The following is a 17,329-nucleotide window of genomic DNA, read 5'->3' on the forward strand; positions in this document are numbered from 1 at the left end:
CCGGATGAACTACATTTCCACGCGCGGCGCCGGGCTCGGCGAGCGCCATTCATTTTCCGACATCCTACTCGGCGGTCTTGCGAAGGATGGTGGCCTGTATTTGCCGGCGCAGTATCCGCGTGTGTCCGACGCTGAGTTGTCCCGCTGGCGTACGCTGTCCTATGCGGACCTGGCATTCGAGATACTCGCAAAATTTTGCGACGACATGCCGGCCGACGACTTGCGGGCGCTGACGCGGCGCACTTATCGCGCCGACGTGTATTCAAACGTGCGCGCCGGCAGCGATGCGCAGCGCATCACGCCGCTCAAGACGCTGGGCGTCGAAGGCGGCGCGCCGCTGGCGCTGCTCGAGCTGTCCAACGGCCCGACGCTCGCGTTCAAGGACATGGCGATGCAGTTGCTCGGCAACCTGTTCGAGTACGTGTTGACGCGCCATGACCAGCAATTGAACATCCTTGGCGCGACGTCTGGCGACACCGGCAGCGCCGCCGAATACGCGATGCGCGGCAAGCGGGGCGTGCGTGTGTTTATGTTGTCACCGCATCGCAAGATGAGCGCGTTCCAGACCGCGCAGATGTTCAGCCTGCAGGACCCGAACATCTTTAATATTGCGGTCGAAGGGGTGTTTGATGATTGCCAGGACATCGTCAAGGCCGTCTCGAACGACCACACGTTCAAAGCCCGCTATCAAATTGGCACGGTCAACTCGATCAACTGGGCCCGGGTCGTCGCACAGGTTGTCTACTATTTTCGAGGCTATTTCGATGCGACGCGCGGCAACGACCAGCGCGTGTCATTCACCGTCCCGTCGGGCAATTTCGGCAATATATGTGCTGGCCACATTGCGCGGATGATGGGCTTGCCGATCGATAAGCTGGTGGTTGCCACCAATGAGAACGACGTGCTCGACGAGTTCTTCCGTACCGGTACGTATCGCGTGCGCGTCGCGGCTGAAACCTACCAGACGACCAGTCCCAGCATGGACATCTCAAAGGCGTCGAACTTTGAGCGCTTCATCTTTGACTTGCTGGGCCGCGATTCGGCGCGCGTGTTGCAGTTGTTTCGCGACGTCGAGGTCAAGGGCGGGTTCGACTTGGCCGCGTCGGGTGATTTTGCCCGCGTGCGCGAGTTCGGTTTCGTGTCCGGTCGCAGCACGCACGCGGATCGGATCGCGACGATCCGCGACGTCCACCGTCGCTACCAGGCGATGATCGACACGCATACAGCGGACGGCGTGAAAGTGGCGCGCGAATATCTAGAACCGGGGGTGCCGATGATCGTGCTCGAGACCGCGCAGCCGATCAAGTTCGGCGACACGATCCGTGAGGCGCTGGACCAGGATCCTGCGCGCCCGCCGGCCTTTGAGGGACTGGAGGCGTTGCCGCAGCGTTTCACTGTATTGCCGGCCGACGCCGAGCGTGTGAAGGACTTCATTCGCGCGCAGATTGACGGCTAGGCGGCGTATCGGTGCGGCGCCGCGGCTACCGCGCCGGGGCTACAATACGTCTTTATTCGTCAACATCCGGCCCGAATCCGATGTCGATCCCGAACGATACCGCGCCGGTGGCGTGGGCTAGCCAAACGGCCGGCGCCGCCACGGCCACGGACGCCATCCACCCACCACGGCTGTCCACGCAGGACGCGCTTGCGCAGTTGCTGGCCGCGGCGTTTCCATCCTGCGTGCAGCCTGACGCGGTCGAGATAGTGCCGACGCAAGACGCGCTGAACCGCGTGTTGGCCGCCGACATTCGCTCGGCGCTCGATGTGCCGCCGGCCGACATCAGCGCGATGGACGGCTACGCGGTGCGGGCCGCCGACGTCGTGGCCGGGCGGCCGATGCGCGTGTCACAACGCGTGCCAGCTGGCCATGCGCCCAGTGGAGCGCTCCAGGCCGGCACCGCGGCGCGCGTTTTCACCGGTGCGCGACTGCCCGCGGGCGCCGACACGGTAGTGATGCAGGAGCAGGCGCATGCACATGGCGAGACGGTCGCGTTCGATGCGCCGCCGCCAATGGGCGAGTGGATCAACCGGCGTGGTTCGGATATCCGCAAGGATGCGGTGATCTTGCCCGCCGGCACGCGGCTAACGCCGCAGGCGTTGGGTCTGGCCGCGTCGGTCGGCTGTGCGACGCTGCCGCTCGCGCGACGGCCGAGGGTCGCGATAGCCTTTACCGGCGACGAGTTGACGATGCCGGGCGAGCCGTTGCGTGAAGGCGCAATTTACAATTCGAGCCGGTTCACGCTCGGTGGACTGCTGGCCGCACTCGGCTGCGACGTGACGGATCTTGGTATCGTGCCGGACCGGCTCGATGCGACGCGCGATGTGCTGCGTGAGGCGGCGCTTGCGCATGACCTGATCCTCACCTGTGGTGGTGTATCGGTGGGCGAGGCAGATCACGTGCGGGCCGCGGTGCAGGCTGAAGGTTCGCTGCACCTGTGGCAGATCGCGATGAAGCCGGGCAAGCCGCTTGCCTTCGGCACGGTGCGCCGACCGGCAGCTGCGGGGCCATCGTGCGCCGGCGCGCCGCGCGACGCGGCGTTCTTCATCGGCTTGCCTGGCAATCCGGTGTCCAGCTTCGTGACGTTCCTGTTGTTTGTGCGTCCGTTCATCCTGCGCCTAGCCGGCACGAGATGCGTCGAGCCTCGTGCGCTGCGCATGCGGGCCGATTTCACGCAAAAGAAGGCGGATCGCCGCAATGAATTCCTGCGCGCGCGGATCAACGAGGCTGGAGGCCTGGACCTGTTCCCGAATCAAAGCTCGGCGGTGCTGACATCGACAGTGTGGGGGGACGGATTGATCGACAATCCCCCTGGGCATGCGATCCAGGCGGGTGAGACGGTGCGTTTCCTGCCATTCTCGACGTTGCTGGCGTAATGGCGTAGCAGCGCGACGGAGAGGGCGCGCGCAGGCGAAACAGGTTTTTCAACGGTCAAGGGCAATGAAGATCGAACTGAGGTTTTTTGCAAGTGTGCGCGAGGCAGTCGGCACGGGCGCGGAAACGGTTGACGTACCGGACAGCGTTAACACGGTCGGCGACGTGCGCGCCTGGCTATGCTCGCGCGGCGGCGCGTGGGCAGGCGCACTGGCGGACACGCGCCCGCTGCGCATGGCCTGCGACCACGTCATGACCGACCCGGCGACGCGACTGACCGACGGTTGTGAGGTAGCGTTTTTTCCACCCGTCACCGGCGGGTGATGCGGCAGCGGCCGGGCGGGGTACTGCGGAGGATGAGATGACAGTCAGCGTGCAGGTACGCGATTTTGACGTGACGACGGAGCTTGCCCGGCTGCGTGCGCGCAATCCACGCATCGGCGCGGTGGTTAGCTTCGTGGGTACCGTGCGCGAGTTGAGCGACGGCGAGTCAATCAGCGCGTTGGAACTCGAGCATTATCCGGGTATGACCGAACGGGCGCTGGAGGCCATTGTTGCCGAAGCCGAGCGCCGCTGGGCGGGCATCGACGTGTGCGTGGTGCACCGGTACGGTCGGCTCGATGCAGGCGAGCAGATTGTGCTGGTCGCAGTCGCGGCTGCACATCGCGGCGACGCGTTTGCCGCCTGCGAGTTCGTGATGGATTACCTAAAGTCTAACGCGCCTTTTTGGAAAAAGGAGCGCACTGAGCAAGGCGAGCGCTGGGTCGATGCGCGTGCCACCGACGACGCGGCGCTCGCGCGCTGGGGCATTGCGTCGCACAACGCGGCGAAGGGTCCGCGTGCCGACGATCAGTGAGCGGCACCACGCTCGCCGCGGCGCGGCGCGATTCGCTCGAGCAGCGCCTTCTGCTCCGGCGGCACTTGGTATTGCCATCCGAAGCGGCTCAGCTGCAGGCTTTCCGCGATGCGCAGCGCCGGCTCCATCAGCTTGAGCGCTGCGGCGGGCTCGAACAGGTGCTCGACCGTGTCCAGGAACAGGTACAGCCAGCGGTTGAAATGCTCGGGCTCGATACCCTTTAATGGCAGGTGGGCCAATTGCACATTGCCCTTATAGCGTTTGACGCCCAGCGCGATGCTGGCCCAAAAGTCGCACATTTTCGCCAGATGTGGATCCCATGCGTCGCTAATCGCCTGCGCGAAGATCGGTCCCAGCGTGTCGTCTGCCCGCACGCGTGCATAGAAGCGGTGGACTAGCGCATGGATGCCTGCTTCGTCCAGGATGGCAAGGCGGCTCGCCGCGGCGTCGGATTCGGGAATGAACATGATGTCGTGTCGTCAGTAGAGAGAGCGGATTGCAGCGCAGCCTAGCCGAGCTTGACAAGCACATGGTAGCTGAGTTGAGTCAGCCTAGCGTGCCGCTCGCGCACGCGCTAGGCTTGATCACATTGACCCCGGGCGCTTGAAAAGCGCCATTCGGGCCTCAAGATATGGGACAACCAAGGATTGGAGGTCTCGATGAGGATCGACAAACTCACCACGAAGTTCCAAGAAGCGCTTGCGGACGCACAAAGCCTTGCTGTTGGGCGAGACAATCAGTATATCGAGCCGCTGCATGTGCTCGCGGCGCTGCTCGCGCAGCCCGATGGCGCGGCCCGCTCGCTGTTGTCGCGCGCCGGTGTGCATGTGCAGGCGCTGCAGGCCGCGCTAGGCGCGGCGTTGGAACGGTTACCGCAGGTGCAGGGCACTGACGGCAACGTACAAGTGAGCCGCGAGTTGAGCGGCTTGTTGAACCAGGCGGACAAGGAAGCGCAGAAATACAGCGACGCGTATATCGCCAGCGAAATGTTCCTGCTCGCGCTCGCCGACGACAAGGGCGACGCCGGCCGGCTTGCACGCGAGCATGGCCTGACTCGTAAGGCGCTGGAAGCCGCCGTCGCGGCGGTGCGCGGCAACGCGCAGGTCAACAGCCAGGATGCCGAGAGCCAGCGTGAGGCGCTGAAGAAATACACGGTGGATTTGACCGAGCGCGCGCGTGCCAGCAAGCTCGACCCGGTGATTGGCCGCGATGACGAGATTCGCCGCGCGATCCAGATCCTGCAACGCCGCACGAAGAACAACCCGGTGCTGATCGGTGAGCCAGGCGTGGGCAAGACCGCGATCGTCGAAGGTCTCGCGCAGCGCATCGTCAATGGCGAGGTGCCCGAGACACTGAAAGACAAACGGGTGCTGTCGCTGGATATGGCCGCGCTGCTGGCCGGCGCCAAATATCGCGGCGAATTCGAGGAGCGGCTCAAGGCGGTGCTCAGCGACATTGCGAAGGACGAGGGCCGCACGATCGTGTTCATCGACGAAATTCACACGATGGTCGGTGCAGGCAAAGCGGAAGGCGCAATCGACGCGGGCAACATGCTCAAGCCGGCGCTCGCGCGCGGTGAGTTGCATTGCATCGGCGCGACGACGCTGGATGAATACCGCCGATACATCGAAAAGGACGCGGCGCTTGAGCGGCGCTTCCAGAAAGTGCTGGTCGATGAGCCGTCGGTCGAGGCGACCATTGCGATCCTGCGTGGGTTGCAGGAAAAGTACGAGCTGCATCACAAGGTCGAGATCACGGATCCGGCCATCGTCGCGGCTGCCGAGCTGTCGCACCGCTATATCACCGACCGTTTCCTGCCGGACAAGGCGATCGATTTGATCGACGAGGCGGCGTCCAAGATCAAGATGGAGATCGACTCGAAGCCCGAGGCGATGGACCGGCTCGAGCGTCGGCTGATCCAGCTGAAGATCGAGCGCGAGGCGGTAAAGAAGGAAACCGACGAGGCATCGCAGAAGCGGCTCGGGTTGATCGAGGACGAGATCGCGCGGCTCGAGCGCGAATACGCGGATCTCGAGGAGATTTGGACGGCGGAGAAATCTGCCGTGCAGGGCGGTGCGCACTTGAAGGAAGAGATCGACAAGACTCGCGCGGAAATCGTGCGGCTGCAGCGCGAGGGCAAGCTGGACAAGGTCGCCGAGTTGCAGTACGGCACGTTGCCGCAGTTGGAGGCGCAACTGAAGGCCGTCACTCAGGCTGAGGCCGGTACGCCCAAGAACGATAAGCCGCGGTTGCTGCGCACACAGGTGGGCGCCGAGGAGATCGCCGAGGTCGTATCGCGCGCCACTGGCATCCCGGTCGCGCGGATGATGCAGGGCGAGCGCGAAAAGCTGCTGCAAATTGAGGCGAAGTTGCATGAACGCGTGGTCGGCCAGGATGAGGCGATCAGTGCGGTGGCTGACGCGATTCGCCGTTCGCGGGCAGGCTTGGCCGACCCGAACCGGCCTTATGGCTCGTTCCTGTTCCTCGGTCCGACGGGGGTCGGCAAGACCGAGCTGTGCAAGGCACTGGCGGCGTTCCTGTTCGATGCCGAGGACCACTTGATCCGCATCGACATGAGCGAGTTCATGGAAAAGCATAGCGTCGCACGGCTGATCGGCGCGCCGCCTGGCTATGTGGGCTACGAGGAAGGCGGCTACTTGACCGAGGCCGTGCGGCGCAAGCCGTACAGCGTGATCCTGCTCGATGAGATCGAGAAGGCGCACCCGGACGTGTTCAACGTGCTGCTGCAGGTACTCGACGACGGCCGCATGACCGATGGCCAGGGCCGTACGGTGGATTTCAAGAACACCGTGATTGTGATGACGTCGAATCTCGGCTCGCAGCAGATCCAGTCGATGGTCGGCGAGCCTCATGCGGCGGTGCGCGATGCGGTCTGGGAAGAGGTCAAGCAGTATTTCCGCCCCGAGTTCCTGAATCGGATCGATGAGGTCGTCGTCTTCCACGGCCTGGATCGCAGCCATATTCGCTCGATTGCGAAGATCCAGCTGCAACGGCTCACCGAGCGATTGGCGAAGATGGACATGCAACTGGACGTATCGGATGCGGCACTCGAGCACATCGGCAAGGTCGGCTACGATCCGCTGTTCGGCGCGCGGCCACTCAAGCGCGCGATCCAGCAGGAGATCGAAAACCCGATTGCCAAGCTGATCCTGGGTGGCCGGTTCGGTCCAAAGGACCTGATCCCGGTCGACTTTGAGGATGGCAAGTTCGTGTTCGAACGGGTCGTGCACTGACAGGGCGCCAATGCGCGGGGGCGCAACGGCGGCGCTGGCGCTGATGCTCGGCGCCTGCGCCCCGCCCTGGCAGGGTTTTCAGGCTCGATGGCGCCGGCGCGCTGTGCAGCATGCAGAAAAGTCTTGATCCACTCCACGCCCAGAATGGCAACAAACCGCCCATTCTGAGCGGCTGCTCAGCGCATCGTACGTTAGTCTTCCGTTGCCCGGCAGACGCAATGATGCGGCGCCCGCCGCTGTACCGCTGGGCGGGCTGTTCGATTTATTCCCGCATTACCACGCGTTCGTTAGTCTCCTTAAACTAGTCGCCCCACGAGGATAAGCTGGTCGCCTCATGAGGGGGCGGCGACGCAGCGCGCTGTCGGCCGCGCTGTTCGGCTATCTCGCGGTTAAGGTGATGATTGGCGCCTACCGGACACTGCTACGATGGCGGGTGACCCGATGCGGCCGACGCTGGTATCATCTCGTACTGTATATTTATACAGGATTAGATGATGGACGCGATTCCCGCCGGCGGCGTGGACCCGTTCTACTATGTCGCAAACTTTCGTCGCGTTATCACGTGGTTGAGCGATCGATGCGATGACCTGCTTGACGAGCAAGAACGAGCCTTCATCGACGCGTTCGAGCCGTTACCGCACGCGTCGCGCGCGCTGCTGGTCCGGATGCTAATGCGCAAAGGACCGTTGTTTCGCACGGACAAGCTGCGTTATGCTGAGATCGGCGAGCCGCTTGCCGCATGCGGGCCATTGATTGCGCAAGGCTGGGTCGAGCTCGATCCGTCGATGTCGGTCGACGAACTGTTCACTGTGGCGACCAAGGCCCAACTCGAGCACCGCTTCGAGGCGGCGAAGACGGCGCGCGGCACGAAGGCGGCGCTGCTTGACGCGCTGCGCACCGCGTATCCCGGTGTACAACAGGCGTACTCGGCCTGGTGCCCGAACGGGCCAGCAAAGGTTGTCCGTTTCCTGCTGGGGCCCCTGTGTGATCGGCTTCGATTAATGTTTTTCGGGAACCTGTGGCAGGACTGGTCGGAGTTCGTGCTGGCTGACCTGGGTGTTTTCCGCTACGAAGCCGTGCGCTTGGACGGATCGTCCCGTGCATTCCAACGGCGCGAAGATGTCGATGCCTACTTCTCGTTGCATGCGTGTCGTCAGGCATTGGACGCGGCGCCTGACGACGCGACGCTGGATGCATTGCTGTCGCAGGCGTGCGCATGTCCGACTGAGAATCCTTGGCTCGGTATGCGTCGCGCCAAAGTGTTGTTTCGGATCGGCCAGCACTGCGAGCGGCGGCGCGATTGGCTGCGCGCGCTGCATGCGTACGAGGTGAGCACATATCCGGAAGCCCGCTATCGGCGAGTGCGCGTGCTCGAGGCGCTCGGCCGTCGCGGTGACGCGTTGGCGCTTGCTGCGCAAGTCGTACGCACGCCAGTTAGCGAGGTCGAGGCACAGCGCGCCGCGCGTACCCTTGCGCGGCTACAGCGCGTGCCGCGCGCCGCACGACAGCAATCGCCGCTGCCGATGCAATCAGCATGTGGCGAGCAGCCATCCGGCTCGCATCGCGTACCTTCACTACAATCTGATTTATCGGCATCGGCATCGGCATCGACACAGACACAGACACAGACACAGACACAGACACAGACATCGGCAACGCCGATCTCGCGCAGCGACTGGCTCCTGCCCATGCCCGCCGTGCCGATGCGGGTCGAGCACGTATTGCGCGCTCACCTGCATCGCCCGGAGGCGCCGGTGTTCTATGTCGAAAACGCATTGATCAACACCTTGTTTGGCCTGTTGTGCTGGCAGGTGATATTCGCGCCGATACCCGGCGCATTCTTTCATCCGTTCCAGCGCGGGCCGGCGGACCTAGACGCGCCAACGTTCGTCGCGCGTCGTCAGGCGCTGTTCGATGCGTGCCTGCAACAGCTCGACGATGGTCGCTATCGACGCACGATCGAAAATAATTTTGCCGCGAAGGCCGGGATTCAATCGCCGTTTGTGGCCTGGGGCGTATTCGACCCCGCGTTGTTGGCGCTCGCGCTGGACTGCATGCCGGCCGCCCACCTGAAGCTGTGGTTCGAGCGGTTGTTGTGGGACGTCTCGCAGAACCGTTCTGGATTTCCGGATCTAGTCCGATTCGTGCCGGCCGTGCGTTCGTATGAACTGATCGAGGTGAAAGGGCCCGGCGACCGGCTGCAGGACAATCAGTTGCGCTGGCTCGCCTACGCACACGAAAAGGGGCTGCCGGTCAGCGTCGCGCACGTGCGGTGGCTCGACGACGGAGATAGGATGTCGGCGCCGCCCGCCGCGGTCGGCAATGCGATCCCGGACGGCGTCAGCGCGCCAGCGCAGTGGGCGGTGTGATGCGCTATGTGATTGCCGTGCGCGCATTGTGCGAATTCACGGCGAAGCAAGGCGACCTGGATCTGCGGTTCACGCCGTCTCCCAGCGCCGAGGAGGGTAGGACCGGCCATCGCGTCGTTGCGAGCCGCCGCCATGCGGACTACCAAACGGAAATCAGTGTCACGGGCGAGTACCGGGAACTGACGGTGCGCGGTCGCGCGGACGGCTACGATCCGCAACGGGGTCGGCTCGAGGAAATCAAGACGTATCGCGGCGAACTGGATGCGATGCCGGACAATCACCGCGCGCTGCATTGGGCACAGTTGCGGGTGTACGGCTGGCTGTTCTGTCAGCAGGCGCGCGTGCCGTCGATCGAACTCGCACTGGCGGCTCGGGAACGAGCACACCGCGCCGCGCGCGATGCGATGCTGCACGGTTTGCAGTTGCCGTTTCCTGCGTTTCGTGCGGGTCAGCGCGAGCTTGCCGAGGCGGTCTACCGCGCGGCACTCGGCGCCCGTGTGCTGCTCGCGCAAGCACCGACGGGCATCGGCAAGACGCTCGGTACGCTGTTTCCACTGCTCAAGGCCTGTCCGCGCGCATCGATCGACAAAGTGTTTTTCTTGAGCGCGAAGAGTCCGGGTCGGCAACTGGCATTGGATTCACTGCAGTTTTTGACGCGTGGCACCGTGGGACCGCGACGGTCAGCAGAACCAACAGAACCAACAGAACCAACAGAATCAGCAGAATCAGCAGAATCAGCAGAATCAGCAGAATCAGCAGAATCAGCAGAATCAGCAGAATCAGCAGAATCAGCAGAATCAGCAGAATCAGCGCGGGCCGGATCCAGGGTGGTCGGACGCACAGGCATCGGCGCGCGCGCGCCAAGGTCTGCCCCCGCGCTGCCGCTGCGCGTGGTTGAACTAGTCGCGCGCGACAAGGCGTGCGAGTATCCGGGGAATGCGTGTAACGGGCAGTCATGCACGCTCGCGCAAGGCTTCTATGATCGGTTGCCGGCTGCCCGTGAGGCGGCGTTGGCAAGATACTGGCTCGATCGCAGCGTGCTGCGCGAAGTGGGCTTGACCCATCATGTGTGTCCGTACTACTTGGGCCATGAATTGGTGCGCTGGGCTGATGTGATCGTCGGCGATTACAACTACTATTTTGACACCGGCGCCCCCCTGTTTGCGTTGACCGTGCAAAATCAGTGGCGGATCGCCGTGCTGGTGGACGAGGCGCATAATTTGCCCGAACGGGCGCGGGCGATGTACTCGGCCACGCTCGAACAGGGAGAACTGGCCCAACTTGCTCGTGGCGCGCGCGGCACGCTGGGCACCACACTGCGTCGCTTGCAGCGATGCTGGAACACGCTGAATCGCGCGCAAGCCGAACCGTATCGTGCCTCTGACGTGTTGCCCGATGCATGGCTATGCGCGCTGCAGCGCGCCGTTGGTGCGATCGGCGAGCATCTGGCCGAGCCGCAACTTGTACCGGACGTGCGCCTGGAGCGCTTTTATCTCGATGCGATCCACTTCCTGCGCATCGCTGAGCGTTTCGACGAGCACTGGATGTTCGACGTCACACTGGCCACGCTGGAGGGGGCCGCGGCGCGCGCCACGCGGCGCTCGACGTTGTGCATCCGCAATATCGTGCCGGCGGCGGCATTGCGCGCGCGTGTGGCGGCAGCCCATTCGATGACGCTTTTTTCCGCGACACTGTGGCCTGCGCGCTTCTATCGCGACCTGCTCGGGCTACCGGACGATACTGTCAATGTCGACGTCGACAGTCCGTTCAGCGCGGAGCAACTCGCCGTGTACGTGACGCCGTCGATCTCGACCCGCTATCGGGACCGCCAGGCGTCGCTTGGCGCGCTGGTTGAGCAGATTGCCTCGCAGTATGCGGCGCGGCCCGGCAACTATCTGTGCTTTTTTAGCAGCTTTGCATATCTGGAACAGGCGGCTGCGCTGTTCAGCACTACGCATCCGTCGATTCCGGTGTGGCAGCAGGCCCGGGCGATGGACGAGCCGGCACAGCGTGCCTTCATCGCCCGCTTCGAGCCGCACGGCCGCGGCATCGGTTTCGCCGTGCTCGGCGGTGCATTTGCCGAGGGCATCGACCTGCCCGGCACACGGCTGGTTGGCACGTTTATCGCCACGCTCGGGATGCCGCAAATCAATGCGGTGAACGAACAGTTGCGCGAGCGGATGCAGCGGCTGTTTAGTGCCGGATTCGACTATACGTACTTGTTCCCAGGGGTGCAGAAAGTAGTGCAGGCCGCAGGCCGCGTGATCCGCAGCGAGACTGACCGTGGTGTCGTGCATCTGCTGGATGACCGCTTTATGCGGCGCGACGTGCGCGCGTTGCTGCCACGCTGGTGGAAGATCCAGCCGGAGAGTCACCGCTAGGCGGCGGGCAGCGGGCCGACCACTTGCGGCGTAACGGGTCAACTACCGGTAGGGCCACGGGCCTATGCACCGATCCGACCACCAACCGGGTGTTCCGGCTGGAACACCCGGTCGCCGCCCGCTGCGTCACATTTCTTCGGCCCACGACATATTTTCGTGCGCCATTAGCGCGGACGAAGCGGCGGGCCCGTAGGTGCCGGCCGTGTAGGTGCGGGGGCGTTCGCCCAGTTCGCGCCAGCCGGCCAGGATCGGCTCGACCCAGGTCCAAGCGGCTTCCAATTCATCGCGGCGCATAAAATGGGTCAGGCGCCCCCGGATCACGTCGATCAGCAGCCGCTCGTAGGCTTCGGCGCGGCGTCCCGTAAACGCCTGCTGCAAGTCCAGGTTCAAATTGACCGGCAGCATGTGCATGCCGCTGCCCGGCTCCTTCGCAAGCATTTGCAACTGGATCGATTCCTCCGGTTGCAGCTGGATTACCAGCCGGTTACCGTAGTTGCGCGGCCCGCTCGGAATGATCGAGAAAGGCAAGTCGGCGAAATCGATGACGATCTCGGAGAGCCGCTTCGGCATCCGCTTGCCGGTGCGCAGGAAGAACGGCACGTTGGCCCAACGCCAGTTGTTGATGTGCGCGCGCAGCGCGACGAACGTCTCCGTGTGGCTGCCTGGCGGCACGTTGTCTTCCTCAAGATAACCCTTGACTGGCTCCCTACCGATCGCGCCTGCGGTGTACTGGCCGCGCACCGTATCGCGGGCGATGTCCGAGACCGTCATCGGACGCAGCGAGCGCAGTACCTTGAGCTTTTCGTCCCGTACCGCATCGGGATCGAGCGACACGGGCGGTTCCATCGCCACGATGCACAGCAACTGCAGCAGGTGGTTCTGCACCATGTCGCGCAGCGCACCGGTCTGGTCATAGAAACCGGCCCGGCTGCCGACGCCCACGGTCTCGGCGACCGTGATTTGCACGTTCTTGATGTACGGCGCTTGCCACAGTGGCCCGAAAATCGCGTTGCCAAAGCGCAGTACCATCAGGTTCTGCACGGTCTCCTTGCCCAGGTAATGGTCGATCCGGTAGATCTGCGATTCGGCAAAGTGCTGGCCGACCGACGCGTTAATCGCACGTGCCGACGCGAGGTCGTGTCCCAACGGTTTTTCGAGCACGACGCGCGATTGTTCGTCGACCAGCCCGCACGCGGTGAGGTTGTCGCAGATCGTCGTGAAGAGCTCGGGTGAGGTGGCCAGATAGAACACGCGTTGTGCTCCGGGGCGGGACGCCGCGACGAGGTTGGCGTAGTCGGGTGACGAGCCGGCATCGATCCGCACGTAGTCGAGCAACGCCAGGAAGCGGTCCCACGCTTGTTTGTCCAGCACACTGCTGTCGACGAACGGCCGCGAGTGCTCGTCGATGAACGCGAGGTACTGGTCGCGCGAGAAGTCCTTACGGCCGATCGCGATGATCCGCGTGTCGGCCAGCAGGTTGCCGTGCAGATGCGCCATGTACAGCGCCGGAAGCAATTTGCGGGCCGACAGGTCGCCGCCGCCGCCGAAGATGATCATGTCCAGCGTAGAGGCGGATGCGGCGGAGGCTGCGGAAGAAACCGTGGTTGTCATGGTGCGTGCGTGTCGCGGGCCGGTTGAGCAACCCTTATGGTGCATGGTTATTCGGATTTTTGCACGCCCCCGCGCATCGCACGCTCAGCCGCGTCGTGCGATCAACTCGGAGACGCGTTGCGCCGCGTCGAGCAGTGGCGCAAGGCATGATTGGGTCATCTGAATTGCCGATTGTCGTTGTGCATTTTGCCGCTGATATTCATCGCGGCGATGATGCGCTGCTGGCGGTCGCGAATCGGCGCTGACATCGAAATCAGGCCACCTCCAGCTCCTGGTCAACGATGGACCAGCCTTGTTCGCGCACCTGTGCGATGGCTTGCTTGATCTGGGCCTTGTCGGTCAGCGTTTGCTGCGCCCGCGTTGCGTCGAATGAGCGGATCATCCGCCAGTTGGCGTGCGAACGACTGCACGTATGAGTCGCCCGGGCGTTCGCCGCCGGCGGGTCGTCCGGCGTCAGGCGCCGGTCCTTTGGCGGAGACGCTCGGATTCGAAGTTGTTGTTTGTTGCATCGTGCTCGCTTGCGTTAGTGCGCGGCTGACGTTGACGGCCACCTATGAATTGCAGCGACGGGCCGGGCGCTTCGTACTTGCGACAATGTGCATCGGCGTTGGCCAAGGCATCGCGCTTGCGCTCGAGCGCGTGTGAAGTCGGCGCGCTCCAATGTGCCATAGTGGGCGTGCAGCCCGCCGGCTCATTATCTGAACGACTGACGAGGAACCCATCATGCCATTTGCGTCGATCGACGGAATTCACCTGCATTACTGTATTGACGGTGCCGAGCATACCGATGCGCCGTGGGTCGTGCTGTCCAATTCGCTGGGCACGCAGCTCGCGATGTGGGATGCCCAAGTCCCGGCGCTAAACGCACATTTTCGCGTGTTGCGTTACGATACGCGCGGACACGGACAGTCAGATACGCCGCCGGGGCCTTATACAATCGGACGGCTGGCCGATGACGTGGTCGCGTTGCTTGACGCATTGGGTATCGAGCGTGCGCATTTTTGCGGTTTGTCGATGGGCGGGCAGATCGGCATTGCGCTTGGCGCGCGCCATGGCGACCGGCTAATCCGGCTGGTGTTGTCGAACACGGCACCCAAGATCGGCTCGCCGCCGGTATGGAACCCGCGCATCGCGAAAGCGCGCGGCGAAGGCATGGCTGGCTTGGCCAACGCGGCCATTGAGCGCTGGTTCACGCCGGGATTTCGCGAGCGGCAAGCCGCCCAGGTTGAGCCGTTGCGAGCGCAACTGATGGCTACCGACCCCGAAGGGTATGCCGCAAACTGCGAGGCGGTGCGCGATGCGGATTTACGCGACGAACTGGGCCGCATCACCCTACCGACGTTGGTCATTGCCGGCACGCACGATGTTGCGACAAGTCCGGAGCAGGGCCGGGCGATGGCTGTGGCGATCCGGGGGGCGCAGTATCTTGAACTCGACGCATCGCATATCTCGAACATCGAACAGCGCGACACGTACAACCGCGAGTTGGTGGCATTCCTGCGGGGCGCCGCATAACAGGGCCCGCTGGCATAAGCCATCGTCATGCCGCTTGAGGAAGCGCGGAGCGCAGCACGTCGAAATTGACCGGCTTGGGTAGCACCAGCAGGCCTTCACGTTGCGCCAGACTTAACTTGTCGGTGTGCCCGGTGACCAGGATCACGGGCAAGCTAGGGTTCGCATCGCGCAACGCGATGGCCAGGTCGATGCCGTTCATCGGGCCGGGCATTGTCACATCACTGATCACCGCATCGTATCGCGCGTGCCGATGGTAGATCTGCAGGGCTGAATGGGCGTCCGGCGCGGTGGTTACTCGATGACCGTCCAGGTTCAGCACTGCCGCCGTCGCTTCGGCGACCTCGTTATCGTCCTCCACCAGCAGGAGATCAAGCCCGGTCATGCCGGTCAAGGCGCGGCGCGCCCGCGCCGCGCGGCTCGGCCGGCCGTCGGATACCGCGTCGACGTTCGCCGGTGCCGTGGCGGGCGATCGTCGCGACAAGGGTTCATTGGGCGCCGGTACGGGAATGTCGCCGTTAGACACCGACGGATGCGGGGCAGCCCCGTCGCGTTCGGCGGTGCGCAGCCCGACGTGGGCGGGTGCCTCGGCTTCGGCTGCCGGCGCCGCTGGCAGGAACAAGGCGACCGTCGTGCCCACGCCGGGATGGCTAATGATTTGCGCATTGCCGCCGGCCTGCTGGCAGAAGCCGTAGACCTGCGGCAGTCCGAGGCCGGTGCCCTTGCCGAGCTCCTTGGTCGTAAAGAATGGCTCGAACGCGCGCGCTGCCACGTCGGCGCTCATCCCGCAGCCGTTGTCGCTGACCGCAATACGCACTAGATCCGGTTCGGCTATCGACGCCGCGCCGGCGTGCTCGTGCGCCGCCTGGTGGTTGTTGGCCGAAATGGCGATCTGGCCGCCGGCCGGTAGCGCGTCGCGCGCGTTGGCGAGCAGGTTGATCAGCGCAAGCTGCAGGTCGGTGGGGTCTGCCAGCACGGGCCACACGCTGTCGGGCACCGCGATGCGCACGTCGCACTGCGGGCCGGCGGATGCTTCGATCAACCCCTTCCACTCGGCCAGACGGCTGCGCAGGTCGATCCGCTCGGCTCGCGTAGGCTGCTTGCGCGAGACGCTGAGCAAACGACGGGTCAGCGCTTCGCCAGTGTGCACGGCCCGGTCAATGGCCTGCCACTGTTTTGCCATGTTGCCCTCGCCCATCTTTAGACGGATCAGCCGCGCATTCGCGGACAGCACCATCAGCAGGTTGTTGAAGTCGTGCGCGACGCTGCCGGTCAGCCGGCCCAGCGATTCCATTTTCAGTGCGTGCCGATAGTCTTCCTCGGCCGCACGCCGCAGCGAGGCTTCCGCCTGCCATTGGCGCCATGCTTTTTCCTCGCTATCGAGGCGGCGCAGTGCAACGAACGCCACCAGGAACAACGCGATGCTGGGTACGACCGAAAAGCCGGTGACGATCGCGGTGCGAGCGAGCCAACGCGAGAATACCTGGTCCAGCCGCAAGTAGTCGGTGACGTAGACGTCCCGCGAGCCCACGCGCCGGTAGCCAATGATCGCCTGCGTATCGGCCAGGTGGACCCGCTCGGTGCCGCCCAGTTGCGCGGCCAGCACGCCGCGCGGCACCGGCGGCTCGACGTCGCCGGGCACTGGCGGCGGATAGCGGGCGAGCAATGTGCCATCATTGCGCATCAGCGCGAGCTGGCCGATGTGGCTGCCGGTCACGAGCTCACGATAAAAGTCCTCGAAGTACGACGCGCGGATCGACAGGGCGACGACGCCGGCAAATGAGCCATCGCTGAGATGGCGCGGCGTGATGACATCGAAGATGCGGTCACGGTGTCCCCGTAAAGGGATCGCCTCGGTCACGTAGTCGCCCTGGTTCCACCGAGCGGCGTTGCGGAATGCATCGGTCTGCGCAAGACTGCGCGGCACGCCCAGATAGGGATCGTTGGTGACCACGAGTCGGCCGCTTGCATCGTACACACTTACCGCGGCCAAGTGATCGAAAGGTGCGGCAATTGAGCGCAGCTTGGTGGTCATTGCGTAACCGCCCAACGCGCCGCCATGAGATTCGGCTTCATAGATTGCCTGCAGGACCCTGTCCCGGATCACTTCATTGAGCTCGAACACCTTCAGCGCTTGCTCTTCGGTGATCCGCGACGAACGTGTGGCAAATCCACTGGCGTCGTCCAGCGCCTTGTGCCAACTCGTTATGCCGTAGTACAGCAGGAACCCCGCCGGCAGTACGACGGTGGCGATCAGCAGCACGACCAATGCACGGCGCAACGTGACGAAGTCGCGCACCGGCGCGTTGGGCTCGGCGTGCCCGGACAGCGGCACGGGCCAGTCCGCTCCGACGGTTGCACGATTGTCGGCGGTTGCCGGTTCGCTCGGCCCTGCAGGTCTTTTCGCAGGCGTGCGCATCTCAAATAGGGACATCTTGTCGACAAAAGATCCTCTATTTTAGGACCATCGCGCG

At 63.9% G+C, this 17,329-nt stretch carries 11 protein-coding genes and 2 pseudogenes; 9 read left to right on the forward strand and 4 right to left on the reverse strand.

Translation table 11 applies throughout. The features are described 5' to 3' along the window. Positions 1–4: 4 nt before the first annotated feature. From thrC to KPG66_RS06315, 4 genes are all read left to right on the forward strand, one after another. On the forward strand, positions 5–1,456 hold the full coding sequence (thrC, locus tag KPG66_RS06300) for a threonine synthase (protein ID WP_237070292.1): 1,452 nt from the start codon (positions 5–7) through the stop codon (positions 1,454–1,456). An 11-nt stretch (positions 1,457–1,467) separates the two neighbouring features. After that, the gene (locus tag KPG66_RS06305) at positions 1,468–2,874 is read left to right on the forward strand and encodes a molybdopterin molybdotransferase MoeA (protein WP_442929414.1); all 1,407 of its coding nucleotides are present in this window, start codon (positions 1,468–1,470) and stop codon (positions 2,872–2,874) included. Positions 2,875–2,938: 64 nt separating this feature from the next. Beyond that, on the forward strand, positions 2,939–3,196 hold the full coding sequence (gene moaD, locus KPG66_RS06310) for a molybdopterin converting factor subunit 1 (protein ID WP_237070294.1): 258 nt from the start codon (positions 2,939–2,941) through the stop codon (positions 3,194–3,196). 37 nt (positions 3,197–3,233) lie between these two features. Continuing rightward, positions 3,234–3,728 (forward strand): molybdenum cofactor biosynthesis protein MoaE, encoded by a 495-nt coding sequence (locus tag KPG66_RS06315; protein WP_237070295.1) that lies wholly within the window; start codon positions 3,234–3,236, stop codon positions 3,726–3,728. On the opposite strand, the gene KPG66_RS06320 is transcribed toward KPG66_RS06315, so the two are convergent. Further along, positions 3,722–4,195, reverse strand: coding sequence for a group III truncated hemoglobin (locus tag KPG66_RS06320; RefSeq protein ID WP_013435162.1), 474 nt, complete (start codon positions 4,193–4,195; stop codon positions 3,722–3,724). The two genes, KPG66_RS06315 and KPG66_RS06320, sit on opposite strands and share 7 nt — an antisense overlap. A gap of 192 nt (positions 4,196–4,387) precedes the next feature. On the opposite strand from KPG66_RS06320, the gene clpB reads away from it, so the two are divergent. The 3 genes from clpB (at position 4,388) to KPG66_RS06335 (ending at position 11,732) form a co-directional block, all read left to right on the forward strand. Continuing rightward, the gene (clpB, locus tag KPG66_RS06325) at positions 4,388–6,982 is read left to right on the forward strand and encodes an ATP-dependent chaperone ClpB (protein ID WP_237070296.1); all 2,595 of its coding nucleotides are present in this window, start codon (positions 4,388–4,390) and stop codon (positions 6,980–6,982) included. Between the two features lie 503 nt (positions 6,983–7,485). Beyond that, positions 7,486–9,351: a VRR-NUC domain-containing protein gene (locus tag KPG66_RS06330; RefSeq protein WP_442929418.1), complete on the forward strand. Its 1,866-nt coding sequence runs from the start codon at positions 7,486–7,488 to the stop codon at positions 9,349–9,351. Then, the gene (locus KPG66_RS06335) at positions 9,351–11,732 is read left to right on the forward strand and encodes an ATP-dependent DNA helicase (protein WP_237070298.1); all 2,382 of its coding nucleotides are present in this window, start codon (positions 9,351–9,353) and stop codon (positions 11,730–11,732) included. The genes KPG66_RS06330 and KPG66_RS06335 overlap by 1 nt, the downstream gene beginning before the upstream one ends. Before the next feature lie 126 nt (positions 11,733–11,858). Here KPG66_RS06335 and zwf read toward each other — a convergent pair whose 3' ends face one another. Both zwf and KPG66_RS06345 read right to left on the reverse strand, forming a co-directional pair. Then, positions 11,859–13,343: a glucose-6-phosphate dehydrogenase gene (gene zwf, locus KPG66_RS06340; RefSeq protein ID WP_237070299.1), complete on the reverse strand. Its 1,485-nt coding sequence runs from the start codon at positions 13,341–13,343 to the stop codon at positions 11,859–11,861. Positions 13,344–13,427: 84 nt separating this feature from the next. Next, positions 13,428–13,692, reverse strand: a pseudogene (locus tag KPG66_RS06345) (IclR family transcriptional regulator domain-containing protein); the annotation flags it as partial. 164 nt (positions 13,693–13,856) lie between these two features. Here KPG66_RS06345 and KPG66_RS06350 point away from each other — a divergent pair. Beyond that, a pseudogene (locus KPG66_RS06350) lies at positions 13,857–13,988 on the forward strand (3-oxoadipyl-CoA thiolase); the annotation flags it as partial. Between the two features lie 78 nt (positions 13,989–14,066). Further along, positions 14,067–14,858, forward strand: coding sequence for a 3-oxoadipate enol-lactonase (gene pcaD / locus KPG66_RS06355; protein ID WP_237070300.1), 792 nt, complete (start codon positions 14,067–14,069; stop codon positions 14,856–14,858). Between the two features lie 25 nt (positions 14,859–14,883). Here the strand turns inward: pcaD and KPG66_RS06360 are convergent, their stop codons facing one another. Beyond that, complete coding sequence (locus KPG66_RS06360; RefSeq protein WP_237070301.1) at positions 14,884–17,289, reverse strand: hybrid sensor histidine kinase/response regulator; 2,406 nt, start codon at positions 17,287–17,289, stop codon at positions 14,884–14,886. Positions 17,290–17,329 lie beyond the last annotated feature (40 nt).

Source organism: Mycetohabitans sp. B2 (assembly GCF_021733735.1).
GTDB classification, from domain to species: Bacteria; Pseudomonadota; Gammaproteobacteria; order Burkholderiales; family Burkholderiaceae; genus Mycetohabitans; species Mycetohabitans rhizoxinica.

Bases quoted from the DNA above. Each gene is read 5' to 3' on its own strand.
- thrC (WP_237070292.1), top strand. From the start codon at position 5: ATGAACTACATTTCCACGCGCGGCGCCGGGCTCGGCGAGCGCCATTCA.
- moaD (WP_237070294.1), top strand. From the start codon at position 2,939: ATGAAGATCGAACTGAGGTTTTTTGCAAGTGTGCGCGAGGCAGTCGGC.
- KPG66_RS06315 (WP_237070295.1), top strand. From the start codon at position 3,234: ATGACAGTCAGCGTGCAGGTACGCGATTTTGACGTGACGACGGAGCTT.
- KPG66_RS06320 (WP_013435162.1), bottom strand. From the start codon at position 4,195: ATGTTCATTCCCGAATCCGACGCCGCGGCGAGCCGCCTTGCCATCCTG.
- clpB (WP_237070296.1), top strand. From the start codon at position 4,388: ATGAGGATCGACAAACTCACCACGAAGTTCCAAGAAGCGCTTGCGGAC.
- KPG66_RS06335 (WP_237070298.1), top strand. From the start codon at position 9,351: ATGCGCTATGTGATTGCCGTGCGCGCATTGTGCGAATTCACGGCGAAG.
- zwf (WP_237070299.1), bottom strand. From the start codon at position 13,343: ATGACAACCACGGTTTCTTCCGCAGCCTCCGCCGCATCCGCCTCTACG.
- pcaD (WP_237070300.1), top strand. From the start codon at position 14,067: ATGCCATTTGCGTCGATCGACGGAATTCACCTGCATTACTGTATTGAC.
- KPG66_RS06360 (WP_237070301.1), bottom strand. From the start codon at position 17,289: ATGTCCCTATTTGAGATGCGCACGCCTGCGAAAAGACCTGCAGGGCCG.